Origin of the sequence: Tannerella serpentiformis (assembly GCF_003033925.1) — a bacterium.
Lineage (GTDB): Bacteria > Bacteroidota > Bacteroidia > Bacteroidales > Tannerellaceae > Tannerella > Tannerella serpentiformis.
The window spans coordinates 1,423,148-1,439,641 of sequence record NZ_CP028365.1 but is presented as its reverse complement, the minus strand read 5'-3'; the positions used below and the strand labels follow the sequence as shown (position 1 = coordinate 1,439,641).

The following is a 16,494-nucleotide window of genomic DNA, read 5'->3' as shown; positions in this document are numbered from 1 at the left end:
TATGTATCTCAGAATGATTCGGGGAATCACGTATTTATTCGGTACGTATCGAAAAATGTTCCGCGTAGGTTGGCGGAACCTGTTTTTTCTGGCGGTTACGCCAGCCGGAAATCGAGCTGCTTACGTTCCAGGTTGGCATGCTCTACTGTGATTGTGATCGGGTCTCCTAAACGATAAGTACGGTGTCGACGACGACCGACCAAGGCATAATTGGCTTCATCAAAGTCGTAAAAATCATCGTCCAAGTCTCGCATGGGCACGAGACCTTCGCATTTATTGTCGTTCAACTCCACATACAGTCCCCATTCGGTGACGCCAGATATCACGCCATCAAAAACTTGCCCGATTTTGTCGCTCATAAACTCCACCTGCTTGTATTTGATCGAAGCACGTTCCGCGTTAGCCGCCAACTGTTCCATTTGCGAGCAATGATCGCACTCTTCTTCGCACGCGTCCTTAGGAACGCTCCGACCGCCGTTCGCGTAACGCACCAAGAGCCTGTGCGCCATCATATCGGGATAGCGGCGGATGGGCGAGGTGAAATGCGAATAGTAGGCAAAGGCCAAGCCATAGTGCCCGATGTTTTCCGTCGAGTAGCGGGCCTTCTGCATGGATCGTACGGCCAATGTTTCGATCAGATTTTCCTCCGGCCGACCCTTCGCATCGTCTAACAGGCGATTGATACTGCGGGTGATTTCGTTTTTACTGCCGTCCGTCTTCAGTTTATATCCAAACCGTCGGACAAACGTGGCGAACGTCTCCATTTTTTCTGCGTCGGGTTGCTCATGAATGCGGTAGACGAACGTTTTTTTCGCCCCTCGACTGTCCGAACGTTTCCCGACAGATTCCGCCACCGTGCGATTGGCGATGAGCATAAACTCCTCGATCAATTTGTTGGCGTCCTTCGACTCCTTGAAATACACGCTCAAGGGACGACCCTTGTCGTCGATCTCGAACTTCACCTCGTAACGATCAAAGTCGATGGCACCCTGCGCAAACCGTCGCTCGCGGAGTTTTTTAGCCAAACGGTTCAGCGTGTTGATCTCTTCGCAAAAATCTCCGTGGCCGGTCTCTATCGCCTCCTGTGCCTCGTCGTAAGTGAAACGGCGGTCACTACGGATCACCGTCCGCACGATGCGTGAGGCGAGGATGTCGGCATCCTCGTTCATCTCAAAGACGACGGAAAAGGTCAGCTTCTCCTCATCCGGCCTTAACGAGCAGAGGTCGTTTGACAAACATTCCGGCAGCATAGGAATCGTTCGGTCGACAAGATAGACGGAGGTTGCGCGCTCGTAGGCTTCCTTGTCGATGATGCTGCCCGGCTTCACATAGTGCGTTACGTCGGCAATATGGACGCCCACCTCCCAGCGGCCGTCCGTCAGGCGACGGATCGAGAGTGCATCGTCAAAGTCTTTGGCGTCTTTGGGGTCGATCGTGAAGGTTGTCACCTCGCGGAAGTCCTCACGCTCGACCAAATCCTCCGCCGTAATCTCACGTGGGATGCGCCGCGCAGCTTTCTCGACATTTTCCGGATAACGCGTCGGTAAACCGTACTCGGCCAAGATGGCGTGCATTTCCGTGTCGTTATCCCCCGCACGACCGAGCACCTCGACGACTTCGCCCGTCGGATTCGACGCGTGTTCGGGCCACTCGACGATACGCACGATGGCTTTATCGCCCGTGCGACCGCCCTGAAGCGCTGCTTTGGGGATAAAGATGTCGTTGGAGAGCGTGCGATCTTCGGTAACAAGGAAGGCGTAATTCTTGGAAACCTCCAGCCGACCCACATAGGTGTGTGGCGCACGCTCCAAGACCTCCATCACCTCCGCCTCAGGCTCGCCCCGACGACGTTTGAAGAGCTGCACACGCACACGATCGCCATCCAGCGCGTGGGCCGTGTTGCGATCGTCCACATTGATGGGTTCTGGCGTCGGTGCGTCACCGTCCGCATTGTTCGTAGCGGGAGTGTCCGGAATAAAGGCATGTCGGCCGTTGCTACGGCGCCGAAAGATTCCGGTAACGGACTCGCCGATGCGATTCAAGCGATAACGCCCAGGTTCGGTCTCCGTGAGCACATCGTCGTCCGCCAAACTGCGCAGTATTTCGGCCGTTTGGAGCTTCTGCACCTGTGCCTCGACGCCGATAGCCTTAGCGATCTGCTTGTAGTTATAAATCGTGCGAGGATTGAGCTGGAACGTATCCAAGATGGCCCGTGTGAGAGCGTCTTTTTTGAGGATGCGCTTGCCGTGATGGGCGGACTGGGTGGCTTTTTTCTTCTTGTTGCCTCGCGTGTCCCTGTCGTTTCGTCGACTTTGCTTGCCCGCCGACGTGGGCTTCTTTTTACGTGTAATCTTCATTCTGCTTACTTATTCTCTTGCCCGAAATAGTTCGGGGATACGCCTATGGCTCCCGGTTTACACGAGAAAATGCAGCCACTCAAGGGGTAGGCTGCCAGCTCGTCCGGTGTGAGGCCCTCGCGGGCCGTGGTGATGTAGAGGATGTCCATGTTTTTGCCACCAAAAGCACACGAGGTGACGTTCGGGGCAGGCACTTCCACCTTGGCGATCAGCTCGCCGGTGTAGGCATTGTAGCAATAGACGCCAAAGCCGCCCCACTGGGCCACCCAGAGGTTGTCGTTGCGGTCGATGGTCATACCGTCGGGCAGTCCGGTACCCTCGGATATATCGACAGCGATACCGTTCTTGATGATGTCACCCGAATGCTGGTGGTAGCGATAGCGGCGGATCTTACCCGTAGGCGTATCGTTATAATAGATGTACTTGTTGTTGCGCGACCAGACGATGCCGTTGGAGATCGTCACGCCGCGGATCATGGCGTCGATGCGCCCACTGGGACGGACGCAATAGAGCGTTGCGTCGTTCGACTTTTCGTCGATGCTCATCGTGCCCACCCACAGCCAACCGTTAGGCGAGCATTTGCCGTCGTTGCAGCGCAGCCGACCGCCTTTGGTGTCGACGGGGGTGATCTCTTGCTTCTGCTGAGTGTTTAGATCGAAGCGGACGATGCTGTTCTCAAGCGCCACGATGACGGTGTGATCCGTCTCGGGAACGACGGTCGTCACCTTCCGATCGAACTGCCACGAGCGGCATTTCTTCTTCTCCGGCATAAACTCATAGAGCGTGCGCTTCTCGATGTCTACCCAAAAGAGGGAGCCACGATCGGGGTGCCAGATGGCGCCTTCGCCCAGCTGGGCTTCTGTCCGGTAAGCCACCTCGGCGCTCATGTGCCTCACCTCCGAACAGGAGTTGGCGAGGGTGAGCAGCACCGCACTGGCCGCCACAAGGAGCAGCAGCCCGCGGGTGGACTTGATGATCGACTTCATGCCACGTATCATACTTAGAAGCTGTTTTGATTCAGTAGGGAGTAGCAGTAAGAACCGCATCGGTAGCATCATTCTTTCCTCTCCGCCCTCTATTTGACTTGAATAATTCGTTTGATCTCACTCAGCTTATTCAACGCTTCGAGCGGCGTGAGATTGTTTAGGTCGAGGTTGCAGATCTCGTCGCGCACCTGACTGAGCACCGGATCGTCTAACTGGAAAAAGCTCAGCTGATAGGCCTGGCCCTTCGCTGATTTGGGCACATCGACCACTACGGGCTTGGCTTGCGCCCCGCCTCGCTCCAGACGAGCGAGGATCTCGCCCGACCGCTCGATGATGCTCCGCGGCATGCCCGCCATACGCGCCACGTGGATACCGAAGCTGTGCTCACTGCCCCCGGATACGAGCTTGCGGAGGAAGATGACCCGATTGCCCGACTCGCGCACCGAGACGTTGAAGTTGCGGATACGCGGAAAGCTGCGGGCCATCTCGTTCAGCTCGTGGTAATGGGTGGCAAAGAGCGTGCGGGCCGACGCCGTCGGGTGCTCATGGATATACTCGACGATGGCCCAGGCAATGGAGATGCCGTCATAGGTGCTCGTGCCGCGTCCTAACTCATCGAAGAGCACAAGACTGCGCGCAGAGAGGTTGTTGAGGATGTTCGCCGCCTCGTTCATCTCGACCATGAAGGTGGATTCGCCTGCGGAGATGTTGTCCGACGCTCCGACACGCGTGAAGATCTTGTCCACCCAACCGATACGCGCGCTCTCGGCGGGCACGAAGCTGCCCACCTGGGCCAGCAGGGCGATGAGGGCTGTCTGGCGAAGCAGCGCCGACTTACCGGCCATGTTTGGCCCAGTGATAATGAGGATCTGCTGTTCACGACGATCGAGATAGACGTCGTTGGCTACATAAGGCTCGTCCGAGGGCAGTTGTCGCTCGATGACGGGGTGGCGCCCACCTCGAATGTCGATCACATCGGAGTCGTCTACCACCGGCCGCACATAACGCTGGCTGGAGGCCGTGCGGGCGAAGGAGACGACGCAGTCCAGCTGGGCCACGATTTGCGCGTCACGCTGGATGGGGCGGACGAGGTGCGTCAGATCGGCCGTCAGTCGGTTGAACAGCTCCGCCTCCAAGGCCACGATACGCTCTTCGGCGCCGAGGATCTTCTCCTCGTATTCCTTCAGCTCCTCCGTGATGTATCGCTCGGCATTGACCAGGGTCTGCTTGCGGATCCACTCCGTGGGCACCTTGTCTTTGTGCGCATTGCGGACCTCGATATAGTATCCGAACACGTTGTTGAAGGCGATCTTGAGGCTCGGAATGCCCGTCCGCTCACTTTCGCGCTGCTGCACCTTCGTCAGGTAGTCCTTGCCCGAATAGGCCAGCTGGCGCAGCTCGTCAAGCTCCTGGTTTACCCCCTCGGCGATAAGCCCTCCTTTGGCTATCGTGACGGGTGGCTCACTGACCAACTCGCGTCCGATGCGTTCGCTCATCTCCGAACAGGGATCGAGTGCCTCACCCCAAGCCCGGAGCACCGCGTTATCCGACGCCATCGAGCGCGTGCGTATCCGTCCGATGGCTTCCAGGGCACGCTTGAGCTGCACCACCTCGCGCGGCGATACCCGCCCCACGGCCACCTTAGAAATGATCCGCTCCACGTCGCCCACTTCGGCCAGCTGCCCGATCAGTGCCTCACGCAGTAAGGCGTCGTCCGCAAGCAAGGCCACGGCGTCCTGTCGGCGACTGATCTCGGCCTCGTCGCGGAGTGGGAAGAGCAGCCAGCGCTTCAGCAGTCGTGCGCCCATGGGCGAGGTGGTCTCGTCGATCGTTTCCAGAAGGGAGCGGCCGCCTTCGCTCATCGATCGCACAAGCTCAAGGCTGTGGACGGTGAATTTGTCGAGCCTGACGTAACCCTCCTCCTCGATGCGCAGGAGCGACGTGATGTGTCCCACCTGCGTATGCTTCGTGCGATCCAAATAAACGAGGATGGCGCCTGCGGCCACGATGCCGTCCTCCAGATCCTCGACGCCGAAGCCTTTCAGCCCAACCGTCTCAAAGTGGCGCTGGAGCCGATCGCGAGCCGTGTCGGGCATGAAGACCCAATCCTCCATCTCGAACACACTGCCCACAGGCCCGAAGGTGCATCCGAAGCGGTCGCGCAGACCGTGGCAGACCAGCACCTCCTTAGGCGCAAAGTCCGCCAGCCACTTGTCCACCGTCTCCACCGTGCCCTCAGCCGTGAGGAACTCGCCCGTCGAAATATCCAGAAAAGCCACCCCGCATTTGGACCGCCCAAAATGCACCGCAGCCAGAAAGTTATTCTCCCTCCGTTCCAGCACATTGTCATCCATCGAAACGCCGGGGGTGACCAGCTCCGTGATCCCTCGCTTGACCAGTTTCTTGGCCATTTTCGGATCCTCCAGCTGGTCGCATACCGCCACCCGCCAGCCCGATTTCACCAGCTTCGGCAGGTAGGCATCGAGCGCGTGATAAGGGAAGCCCGCCATTGGCACATCCTGCGCCGCACCGTTAGAGCGCTTCGTCAGCACAATGCCGAGCGTCTCAGCCCCATCGACAGCGTCCTGCCCATACATTTCATAGAAGTCGCCCACGCGAAAGAGCAGAATGGCCTCTGGATGCTTGGCCTTAATGCCAAAATACTGCTTCATCAAGGGGGTTTCGACGGATTTTGCCACAGTGGTTTCTTCCTTTCTTTTAAGTGAGACAAAAGTATGGCTAATCAGAAAGCCCCGCAAAATCAGCGCTTCCCGCCCCCTGCCACGCCTCTCGTTCCCCGCCCCTCGGCCCATCCGAAACGCCCCCCGTCCATCCTTCCTCCACCCTCGATCACTTCCAAACGCTCCCCGTCCGCCATTCCCCCACCCTCGATCACCTCCAAACACATCCCGTCAGGCATTCCCTCACCCCGTCCGACTCCCAAACAGTCCGCCTCTGCCATTCCTCCGGCCCGTCTGACTCCCAAACGGGGCTCGTCAGGCATTCCCCCGGGCCGTCGGGCAGTCATTCCGCGTGCAAATCGGCTTCTCTTAGACTGAAAGCCTTCCTTATGCACTGCATAACGCTATCTCTTACTATAGAAGCCATTCCTATGCGATGCGGATAGTATGTTCCTCATGTAGAAGCCTACCTCATGCGTCGCATAAGGCATATTCCTACATTAAAAGCCTACCTCATGCACTGCATAAGGTATGCTTTCGACTCAGGAAGATTCTATCTGCGCCACATAAGCGATTCTTTTAACTCGGAAAGATCCTATCTGCGCTGCACTTCTTAGGTTTTTATACTGGGAATATATCTCATGCGACGCATGAAATAGGCTTTTAGAGTAGAAGAATCCTATCTGCAACGCATACAGTAGGTTTCTAATGCGTGAGAATCACATATGCACTGCACATCATAGGCTTTCAGTACGAAAGAATCCGATTTGCACGCGAAATAACTACCCGACGGCCCGGGGGAATGGGATACGTGGCCTGTTTGGGAGTCCGACGGGCTGGGGGAATGAGATACGTGGCCTGTTTGGGGGCGGAGCGGGGTGGGGGAATGGTGGAGGCGGGCTGTTTGGGAGTCGGACGGGGTGGGGGAATGGTGGAGGCGGGCTGTTTGGGAGTCGGACGGGCTGGGGGAATGGCAGAGGCGGGGCGTTTGAGGCTGGGACGGGGTGGAGGAATGGAAAAGGCGGGGCGTTTGAGGGTGAGACGGGGTAGAGGAATGGCAGACGTGGCCTGTTTGGGAGTCGGACGGGCTAGGGGAATGGCAGAGGCGGGGCGTTTGAGGGTGATCCTGTCGATAGGAAGGGAATCCTACCTTTGTGAAGCCATAACAATGAGAATGATATGCCTACGATATTCGAGATTTTCGGGCTGCGATTCTTCTTCTTCGCCGATGATCATAAGCCTATCCATGTACATGTGACAAAGGGTGGCGATGACATCAAAATCGCCATAGAGCCGAAAATTGAGAAGCTATTTTGAATTTATTTCGGAGGCTATCGGGAGTATGTTTCTGATGATTTTGTTTCATCATTAGACGAGCATAGCAAGCTATGTGAGGATTAATGATGGAACAAAAGGGCAGAAACAGGCCTCGATAGACCCGAAATAGAAATGAGAAAGATCCGCCCAAACAACTCCATAAAACAAGCATCCAATAAATTCAAAACAGCTTCTCAGTTGGTTTACAATCATGGGATGAAGGTGAAGGACGTGAAGCGCGCCCTGAAACTGGCCGAGATGTATAAGAAGGAGATCGTAGAGGTCTGGTATAAGTATCACGATGAATGAAGGGAGAGATAAATCATGGAGAAAATCAAGGAAGTTTGGTTTGCAGATGGGCGCATCTTCGTGCGCACGGATCAGGGAAGGGTGCACAGTAGGCCGTTAGAGGCGTTCCCGAGGCTGAAAAGGGCTACGGAAGAGCAACGCAAGGCCTACACCATCGAAATGCGGGGCCAGGCGCTCAGATGGAAGGAGATGGATGAGGATATTCACATCTCGAGCTTCTATGAGGTGGCGGAACCGGAGCCTAACAATGAGGTGGCGATGCTGTTTATGCGATTCCCCGGGCTGAAGGTGCAAGACGTGGCCCAGCATATGGGCGTAGATGAGAGTCTACTGGAGAAGTATCTCTACGGGATCAGGAAGCCGAGCCCGAAGCGCATGGAGCAACTGAGATCGGCGCTGCGTGTGCCGGAAAAGGCGATGTGAAGCACAAAAGCAGAAGGCGAAAAAGGCGAAGTCCTGCTGGTGGGAGGGGTGCACGATGCATCTCCTGCCGGCGGGGCTTCGCCTTTTTTGCGTCTTGTCTTTAGCGTCTCCCGAAGAGGCTGCGCTGATTGGGGTCGGGGGTGCGACTGCGGACGATGATGAGTAGCTCTTCGAGGGCGGTCAGGGCGGCGAAGAGGAGTGCAATGCGCAGGGCTGTCGCCGATACGGGGCCGCACCAGACGATGCGCACGAGTAGGACGAAGGCGATCACGGCGCTGATCTTATTGCCCAGGGTGTGGACGGAGAGCAGTCGGCGGAAGCGCAGCCACCCGACGACGATCGCAGCCAGTCGCAGGGCAAGAACCACGACGAGCTCCGTCAGGCAGGAGCGCACCACGGACTCGTAGCGCGTGCAGAAGACCCACCCCAGGGCGAGGAAGAACGTCCAGTCGGCCACCGAGTCGAGGCGGGCGCCAAGCCGCGTCTGACAGTCGAAGCGACGCGCAATGATCCCGTCGACGGCGTCGGTAGCTCCGGCCAGCAGCATCAGGGCGGCCAGTAGCGGGGGCCGATCGGCTGTGGCTATGAGGACGGGCGAGAGAAGAATGCGCAGGGCGGAAAGGAGGTTCGGGACGTGCTTCATTGTTCGGTCGTCGATGGGGTGGGGCGGGACGCGCTATCGGGAGACGATGCGGAGGACGTCGAGCAGGTGGCGGTCGATGGGCTTATCCTTCTTGATGGCCTTGGCGAAGGGCACGAGGACAAGCTCGTCGTTCTGAAGGCCGACCATGACGTTGCGCTGCCCCTCGAGTAGGGCCTCGATGGCGGCTTCGCCCATGCGGGTGGCCAGGATACGGTCTTGCGCCGAAGGGGAGCCACCGCGTTGCAGGTGGCCAAGGATGGAGACGCGGACGTCGAACTGCGGATACTCCTTCTTGACGCGTTCGGCCACGCCCATGGCGCCACCCGTTACCTCGCTTTCGGCCACGAGCACGATGCTGCTGTTCTTCGACTTGCGGAAACCCTGCTCAATCATCTCGGCCAGCTGGTCTTTCTCGAGCGAGATCTCGGGGATGATGGCGGCTTCGGAGCCGGTGGCCAGGGCACCGTTGAGGGCGAGGAAGCCGGCGTCGCGTCCCATGACCTCGACGAAGAAGAGTCGCTCGTGCGAGGAGGCCGTGTCACGGATCTTGTCGACGCACTCCATGATGGTGTTCAGAGCCGTATCGTAACCGATGGTGACGTCGGTGCCGGAGAGGTCGTTGTCGATCGTACCGGGCAGGCCGATGATGGGGAAGTTGTGCTCCTGAGCGAAATCGCGAGCGCCATGCAGGCTGCCGTCGCCACCGATGACGACGAGGGCTTCGATGCCGTGTTCGACGATCACGTCGTGGGCCTGACGTCGGCCCTCGGGGGTACGGAACTCGTCGCAGCGGGCGGTCTTGAGGATGGTGCCACCACGCTGGATGATGTTGCTGACGCTTTGGGTTTCGAGCGAGGTGATCTCGTTCGTGATCAGTCCGCGATAGCCGCGGTAGATGCCTTTTACGATGATGCCGTTGGCGATAGCCGTACGGGTGACGGCCCGGATGGCGGCGTTCATGCCCGGAGCGTCACCGCCAGAGGTCAAGACGCCGATGCATTGGATGTTTGTTGCCATTTGTGTGAAATGATTAGGGGTAAGATGATAAATGGGCTATGAAAAGAGCCGGGCGTTTGTCAACGTCCGGCTCCCAAGGAGTTTAATTCAAAACAGCTTCTTAGCCCAAGATGCTATGAACAAAGACTGGTTATGATCGCGTAGAAACGGCCTCCTTTCAACTCGCACCGAGGAAGCCTAACAGTACGCCTGCGGCCACGGCCGATCCGATCACTCCGGCTACGTTCGGACCCATGGCGTGCATGAGCAGATAGTTGCCCGGATCGTATTCCAGACCGAGGTTTTGCGAGATGCGTGCAGAGTCAGGCACGGCCGACACGCCAGCGTTACCGATCAGGGGGTTGATCTTGTTGCCTTCCTTGAGGAAGAGGTTGAAGAACTTCACGAAGAGTACACCGGCGCTGGTGGCTACCATAAACGAGAAGGCGCCCAGGATGAAGATCTGCACCGACTGGAAGCGGAGGAACTCCGTAGCCTGCGTGGAGGCTCCGACGGTGACACCGAGCAGGATGGTGACGATGTCGATGATCGGTCCACGAGCCGCCTCAGCCAAGCGGCGGGTGACGCCACTTTCCTTCAGCAGGTTGCCGAAGAAGAGCATACCGAGCAGGGGTAGCCCCGAGGGTACAAGGAATGCCGTCAGCAAGAGGCCGATGATGGGGAAGACGATCTTTTCCGTTTGCGACACCACGCGGGGCGGCTTCATACGGATCACGCGCTCCTTCTTCGTGGTGAAGAGGCGCATGAAGGGAGGCTGGATAATGGGCACGAGGGCCATATAGGAGTAAGCCGAAACGGCGATGGCGCCCATGAGGTTAGGGGCGAGCTTAGAGGAGAGGAAGATGGCCGTGGGGCCGTCTGCTCCGCCGATGATACCGATGGCACCGGCCTGGCTGGGATCAAAACCGAACTGTAGGGCGACAATATAGGCGCCGAAGATGCCGAACTGTGCGGCGGCCCCGATGAGGATCAGCTTGGGGTTGGAGATCAGCGCCGAGAAGTCGGTCATGGCCCCGATACCGAGGAAGATGAGCGGCGGATACCAGCCCTGCTTGACACCCTGGTAGAGGATGTTGAGCACGGAGCCTTCCTCATAGATACCGATCTGCAATCCGGCGTCTTTGAAGGGGATATTGCCGATCAAAATGCCGAATCCGATGGGGATAAGTAGCATCGGCTCGAACTCGTACTTGATGGCCAGAAAGATGAAGACCAAGCCAACGAGGAGCATGATGATATGGCCCCAGGTGGCGTTGGCGAATCCGGTGAAGGAGAGGAACGTCTGCATGTTCTCTCCCAAGAATGTCAAGAAATTCTCATGCATTGTGCCGCTGTATTATTTGATGATTACCAGATCGGCGCCCTCCAGGACGGAGTCGCCCTTGCCAACCTTGATCTCTACGATTTGGCCGTCACGATCGGAGGGGATGATGTTTTCCATCTTCATAGCTTCGAGCACGAAGAGCTTTTGCCCACGCTTGACGGTGTCGCCCACCTTACAGTCGACGGTCAGGATAACGCCCGGTAGTGGCGACTTGAGGGCGGCGGCCGAGGTTTCGGCAGCGTGTCGGTTGACTACGGGTGCGCCTGTGGTTGTGGTGGGTGCTTGTGCAGGACGCTTGATGGTGACAAATTCTTTCTTGGCTGGCTTATCCATCTTCACCTTGTAGGGAGTGCCGTTCACTTCGACCTCGGCCGTGGTGTCCTCCACTTGGTTGACGGAGACGTTGTAGATGTTGCCATTGATGATATACTTGAATTGTTTCATTTGAGAGGATGATAAAAGTGGTGTATGTGTACCGCAGATGCGATGACTAACCTGTGAGTTATCGCCTCGCGGGGAGGTTCCTTAATCCATAGATTTTAGAGTTCCACGGAGAGTATCGACGCGCCACCTTACTCATGGTAAGCACCGTGCTCTCAATATCGTGGGTATCCTCAGACACTTCGTAGAGTGCCAATGCAATAGCGGCAAAAATTTCGCCCGACTCCTGTCCGCTGCTCTTGACGGCGACACCGGTCATACCGGCCTTCTCGGAGCGTCGACGACTGGCATGGATAGCGATGCGTCCGACTTGTTTGAAGAGGAAGTAGAGTACGATCAGCCCCGCAAAGACGACGGCCATTGCCGTTAAGGTCATGCCTATGCCCCAGGGGTCGTTCGTCTGAAAGTTCTCGATCTTTTCATTTGAGTCCAACACTTTGTTGTTCGTGTCCGGGGTTACTTTTTCGAGTGTTGCCCAGGTGTCACCCCCGTCGAGTGTCAGGCCATAACTCACGTCGGGCTTTTGTCCAACGGGGACGGTGACTTTATCGATCAGCGTTTTCCCGTCAGAATCGAAGATGAAAATCGTGTTTTCACGCTCGGGATCCAACGTAAAGTTCAAATGAAATGTTCCGCGTGAGGCCTTGTTGTCGGCCCAGAATAGTGCATGCTGGCGAGGTGGGATCTTGGTCTTGACGTCGCCTTTGGGGATCATGTATTTACGGGGGTTGTTGACGTCGTTTGTCAGGTAACACCCTTTCAGGTCGATCGTTCCGGGCGAGTTGTTGAAGAGTTCGATCCATCCGCTCCTTGATCCATAATCATCGACGAAGTTGTCGACGTTGATGACCAGCACCTCGTTCAGGCGGATAGAAGAAGCGGACTGCCCGCTTGCAGCGAGGCTGCAAACGAGCAGTACCATGGCCAAAAACATTCCCTTTGTTTTCATAAGACCAAACGGTTGCTTTGGTTCTACAAGAGGTTACAAGGGGATATTTCCGTGCTTCTTAGCCGGGTTAGTCAGCTTCTTGGTCTGAAGCTGTTGCAGGGCGCGGATGATGCGGAAGCGCGTGTTACGCGGCTCGATCACATCGTCGATGTAGCCATAACGTGCGGCGTTGTAGGGGTTAGCGAAGAGCTTGTTGTACTCGTTCACCTTCTCAGCCATCAGCGCAGCAGGATCGGCAGCCTCCTTCAGTTCCTTGGCGTAGAGCACCTCGGCTGCGCCCGATCCGCCCATTACGGCGATCTCGGCCGTCGGCCAAGCGTAGTTCAAGTCGCCACGGAGCTGCTTACAGCTCATGACGATGTGCGATCCACCGTACGACTTACGCAGCGTAACCGTGATCTTGGGCACTGTAGCCTCGCCGTAAGCGTAGAGCAGCTTGGCTCCGTGCAGGATAACGGCGTTGTACTCCTGACCCGTTCCGGGGAGGAAGCCCGGCACGTCAACGAGCGTGATGATGGGGATGTTGAAGGCGTCGCAGAAGCGAACGAAGCGGGCACCCTTACGCGAAGCATTGCAGTCGAGCACTCCGGCCATGAACTTCGGCTGGTTGGCCACTACACCGACGGACTGGCCGTTGAAGCGGGCGAAACCGATGATGATGTTCTTGGCGTAGTTGGGCTGAATCTCGAAGAACTCGTGATCGTCGACGATGGTATTGATCACCTCGTACATGTTGTAGGCCCGGTTGGGGTTGTCGGGAACAATCTCGTTCAGGTTGTCGTCCAGACGGTCGATCGGGTCGTTGCATTCCTTCAGCGGAGCCTCCTCGAGGTTGTTCTGCGGAATGTAGCTGAGCAGCTGGCGGATGGTGGCCAGACCTTCTTCTTCGGTCTTAGCTGTGAAGTGAGTCACGCCAGACTTGGTGGAGTGTACGCTGGCACCGCCGAGGTCTTCCTGCGTCACGTCTTCGCCCGTCACGGTCTTAACCACCTTGGGGCCGGTGAGGAACATGTAGGATGTGCCCTCGGTCATAAGCGTGAAGTCGGTCAGGGCCGGAGAGTACACAGCGCCACCTGCGCAGGGGCCGAAGATGCCCGAGATCTGCGGGATGACACCCGACGCCAGGATGTTACGCTGGAAGATTTCCGAGTATCCGGCCAGGGCGTTGACGCCTTCCTGAATACGTGCGCCACCCGAGTCGTTAATGCCGATGCAGGGTGCACCCATCATCATGGCCTTGTCCATGACCTTGCAGATCTTCTGCGCCATGGTCTCGGAGAGCGAACCGCCGAAGACGGTGAAGTCTTGCGCAAAGACGTACACCAAGCGTCCGTCGATCGTACCGCTACCGGTCACTACGCCGTCGCCAAGGATCTTCTTCTTGTCCTGTCCGAAGTTCGTGCAGCGGTGCTCTACGAACATGTCCATCTCTTCGAAGCTGCCTTCGTCGAGCAACATGTTGATGCGCTCACGGGCGGTGTATTTACCGCGCTCGTGCTGCTTAGCGATGGCCTTTTCGCCGCCACCCAGGCGGGCTTTCTCACGCTGGGCGATGAGTTCTTTTACCTTTTCAAGTTGATTGCTCATTTCCTTCTTATCTGTTTAAAGGGTTCTCATTTCATACAGAGTTCGGTGAGGACTCCGTGTGTGGATTTGGGATGCAGGAAGGCGATGTGGAGGCCTTCAGCGCCTGGGCGCGGCTTCTTGTCGATCAGCTGCACACCTTTCGATGCGGCTTCGTCAAGGGCGGCCTGTACGTCGGGCGTAGCAAAGGCGATGTGATGGATGCCTTCGCCGCGCTTCTCGATGAACTTGGCGATGGTGCTCTCAGGGCTGGTAGGCTCCAGAAGCTCGATCTTCGTCTGGCCAAACTTGAAGAAGGCGGTCTTAACCTTCTGGTCTTCCACAACCTCGATGTTGTAACACTTAGCGCCCAATACTTCCTCGTAGTAAGGCAGCTGTTCCTCGATGCTCTTCACGGCGATGCCGAGATGTTCGATGTGGGTAATTTCCATTGTGACTTTGCTTTATTAGTGAATAATGTTAATGTGCGGGCAAAGGTAAGCGGCGGATTCAATTTCCTATTCGGTTTATCTCAAGAACAAAGACCAGCGGGGTAATTCCGTCCTTTTATCCTGCTTCTATCCGGCAAAATCTTATCGAAACGGCATACTTATCCTAACTTTTGTAGCACCAAAGCCCTGAAACCGCCTCGTGACAGTACCTCTGGAGAAAAAGAAGACCAGCCAACACCTCGTGGCAGCACCTCTGGGAAAAAAGGAGATCCGTCAATGCCTCATGACAGTACCTCTGGAGAAAAAGGAGGCCCGCCAGCACCTCGCGACAATAGGTCTATAAAAAAAGGAACCTCGAAACCTTGTTCATATTGTTCTATATCTGGAAATATGGTGCAAAATGAAGCATAGATTGATTATTCATTTTGAGATACGTATCTATCCTATATTCCGCCAATAGCTCATCTCAAAATAAGATCTAATCCGATCATACGCTACTATCTCATTCCAAAATACGTATCAAATACGTGATTCATATTCTATCTCATAAAAAAATGCAGTTCAATTCGAACACCCATCTTATAGCGTATTTCAAAATGAAGTATCTACATACCCTCATACGGACATATATTTTGAGATACACTTCAAACCTGATTTCATACACCTATATATCCTAAGATGAAGTATAAAACAAGGTCTCAATCTCTACCATATCTCGAAATATGATAGGATCAGAACCAGAAGATCGGCTTCTTTTTTTCCAAGAACTCCTGTCTCAAGGCATCGACAGGCCTCCTTTTTTTCCAGAAGTATTGCCACGAGGCACGGGCAGACGTCCTTTTCGCCCAAAAGTCTTGTCGTCAAGCACAGATGGGGCTTTTGGACAAAAAGAAATGCAGCGGAGCCTCGGTTTGGGCTACTTTTGGGCTGCAAACAGGCGATTTTTATACGTTATATAATGTGCGGGCCATGTAGAATGGGCCTATCAAAAGGAAGAATCAATGTCAACGAAAGAGAAGTATTGGAAGTATTCGCTCGTCACGCTCATTTTGGGGCTGGGGGCGCTGATTGTGGGTGAACTGTGGGCGTTTGTCAGCGGACTGCTGGGAGCGTTCACGATTTTTGTGCTCGTACGTGGGCAGATGATCACGCTGACAGAGCGGTGGCACTGGCCGCGGGTCTTGGCCACGGTGGTGGTGCTTATTGAGGTAGCCGTGATGATCCTGGGGCCGCTGACGCTGATTGGCTGGATGACGGTCGAACGGGTGCAGCATATCAACATGGACATTTCGGGTCTGCAGCAGATGGTGGACGACATTGACCGGCAGATCAAGCGGCGCTTCGGCTACGACCTCTTCACGTTCGACAATCTGACGATGGCCACGGGATACATGAGTCGCGGCGTGCAGTACGTGATCGGGCAGGTGAGCAGCATGGCGGTGACACTCGTCGTGCTCGTCTTCTTCCTCTATTTCATTCTGGTGGACTTCCGTCGCATCGAGCGCTATGTCTACGAGCTGCTGCCGTTCAAGGAGGAGCACCGGCTGCGGGTGGTTAACGAGATCTACCGGATGGTGCGGTCGAATGCCGTGGGAATCCCATTGCTGGCCATCGTGCAGGGACTGGTGGCCTACGCGGCATACCTTTTCTTCGACCTGCCGAGTGCACTGCTCTTTGCCGTCCTGACGTGCTTTGCGACGATTATTCCGATCATCGGGACGAGCATCGTGTGGGTACCGCTCGTTGTCTACCTGCTGATCCTTGGCCGATGGGTCGATGCGGCGGGTCTGGCGGCCTACTGCTCCATCATACTGATCAACATCGACAACGTGGTGCGCTTCATCCTCCAGAAACGTCTGGCCGACACTCACCCACTGATCACCGTCTTCGGTGTCATCCTCGGCCTGTCCCTATTCGGCTTCTGGGGCATCATCTTCGGCCCACTGCTGATCTCGATGTTCTTCCTGCTGGTCAACATCTTCAAGGAGGAGTATTTGGATGAAGAGGAATAACTCAAATAAGAAAGTGAAAT

Annotated in this window: 14 protein-coding genes; 4 read left to right on the top strand and 10 right to left on the bottom strand. The window is 56.1% G+C overall.

What is annotated here, in order from left to right; translation table 11 throughout:
- Positions 1-95 precede the first annotated feature (95 nt).
- The 3 genes from rnr to mutS form a co-directional block, all read right to left on the bottom strand.
- Positions 96-2,357: a ribonuclease R gene (gene rnr, locus C7123_RS05855; protein ID WP_069176116.1), complete on the bottom strand. Its 2,262-nt coding sequence runs from the start codon at positions 2,355-2,357 to the stop codon at positions 96-98.
- Positions 2,358-2,362: 5 nt separating this feature from the next.
- Positions 2,363-3,244 carry an SMP-30/gluconolactonase/LRE family protein gene (locus C7123_RS05850; protein ID WP_069176442.1) on the bottom strand — a complete coding sequence of 294 codons (882 nt, stop codon included), beginning with the start codon at positions 3,242-3,244 and terminating at the stop codon, positions 2,363-2,365.
- Between the two features lie 188 nt (positions 3,245-3,432).
- Entirely contained in the window at positions 3,433-6,015 is a 2,583-nt protein-coding gene (gene mutS / locus C7123_RS05845; RefSeq protein ID WP_173897002.1) for a DNA mismatch repair protein MutS, read from the bottom strand.
- Positions 6,016-7,203: 1,188 nt separating this feature from the next.
- Here mutS and C7123_RS05835 point away from each other — a divergent pair.
- The 3 genes from C7123_RS05835 to C7123_RS05830 all read left to right on the top strand — a co-directional run bounded on the left by C7123_RS05835 (position 7,204) and on the right by C7123_RS05830 (position 8,073).
- Complete coding sequence (locus C7123_RS05835; protein WP_083206987.1) at positions 7,204-7,341, top strand: DUF4160 domain-containing protein; 138 nt, start codon at positions 7,204-7,206, stop codon at positions 7,339-7,341.
- Positions 7,342-7,473: 132 nt separating this feature from the next.
- On the top strand, positions 7,474-7,650 hold the full coding sequence (locus tag C7123_RS12890) for a hypothetical protein (protein ID WP_159049851.1): 177 nt from the start codon (positions 7,474-7,476) through the stop codon (positions 7,648-7,650).
- A 15-nt stretch (positions 7,651-7,665) separates the two neighbouring features.
- Complete coding sequence (locus tag C7123_RS05830; protein ID WP_038011264.1) at positions 7,666-8,073, top strand: DUF2442 domain-containing protein; 408 nt, start codon at positions 7,666-7,668, stop codon at positions 8,071-8,073.
- Between the two features lie 100 nt (positions 8,074-8,173).
- Here C7123_RS05830 and C7123_RS05825 read toward each other — a convergent pair whose 3' ends face one another.
- The 7 genes from C7123_RS05825 to mce all read right to left on the bottom strand — a co-directional run bounded on the left by C7123_RS05825 (position 8,174) and on the right by mce (position 14,462).
- A complete protein-coding gene (locus C7123_RS05825) occupies positions 8,174-8,716 on the bottom strand; it encodes a CDP-alcohol phosphatidyltransferase family protein (protein WP_037982317.1) in 543 nt (180 codons plus the stop codon).
- 33 nt (positions 8,717-8,749) lie between these two features.
- Entirely contained in the window at positions 8,750-9,733 is a 984-nt protein-coding gene (gene pfkA, locus C7123_RS05820; protein ID WP_037998360.1) for a 6-phosphofructokinase, read from the bottom strand.
- A gap of 157 nt (positions 9,734-9,890) precedes the next feature.
- On the bottom strand, positions 9,891-11,057 hold the full coding sequence (locus C7123_RS05815; protein WP_037982314.1) for a sodium ion-translocating decarboxylase subunit beta: 1,167 nt from the start codon (positions 11,055-11,057) through the stop codon (positions 9,891-9,893).
- Between the two features lie 12 nt (positions 11,058-11,069).
- Positions 11,070-11,501, bottom strand: a complete 432-nt coding sequence (locus C7123_RS05810) for an acetyl-CoA carboxylase biotin carboxyl carrier protein (RefSeq protein WP_038011259.1) — start codon at positions 11,499-11,501, stop codon at positions 11,070-11,072.
- A gap of 58 nt (positions 11,502-11,559) precedes the next feature.
- The gene (locus tag C7123_RS05805; protein WP_037982310.1) at positions 11,560-12,447 is read right to left on the bottom strand and encodes an OadG family transporter subunit; all 888 of its coding nucleotides are present in this window, start codon (positions 12,445-12,447) and stop codon (positions 11,560-11,562) included.
- A gap of 33 nt (positions 12,448-12,480) precedes the next feature.
- A complete protein-coding gene (locus C7123_RS05800; protein ID WP_038001575.1) occupies positions 12,481-14,034 on the bottom strand; it encodes an acyl-CoA carboxylase subunit beta in 1,554 nt (517 codons plus the stop codon).
- A 26-nt stretch (positions 14,035-14,060) separates the two neighbouring features.
- Positions 14,061-14,462 carry a methylmalonyl-CoA epimerase gene (gene mce, locus C7123_RS05795; protein WP_037982305.1) on the bottom strand — a complete coding sequence of 134 codons (402 nt, stop codon included), beginning with the start codon at positions 14,460-14,462 and terminating at the stop codon, positions 14,061-14,063.
- Between the two features lie 1,001 nt (positions 14,463-15,463).
- Between mce and C7123_RS05790 the strand changes: the two genes are divergently transcribed.
- Complete coding sequence (locus tag C7123_RS05790) at positions 15,464-16,474, top strand: AI-2E family transporter (protein WP_069176113.1); 1,011 nt, start codon at positions 15,464-15,466, stop codon at positions 16,472-16,474.
- Positions 16,475-16,494 lie beyond the last annotated feature (20 nt).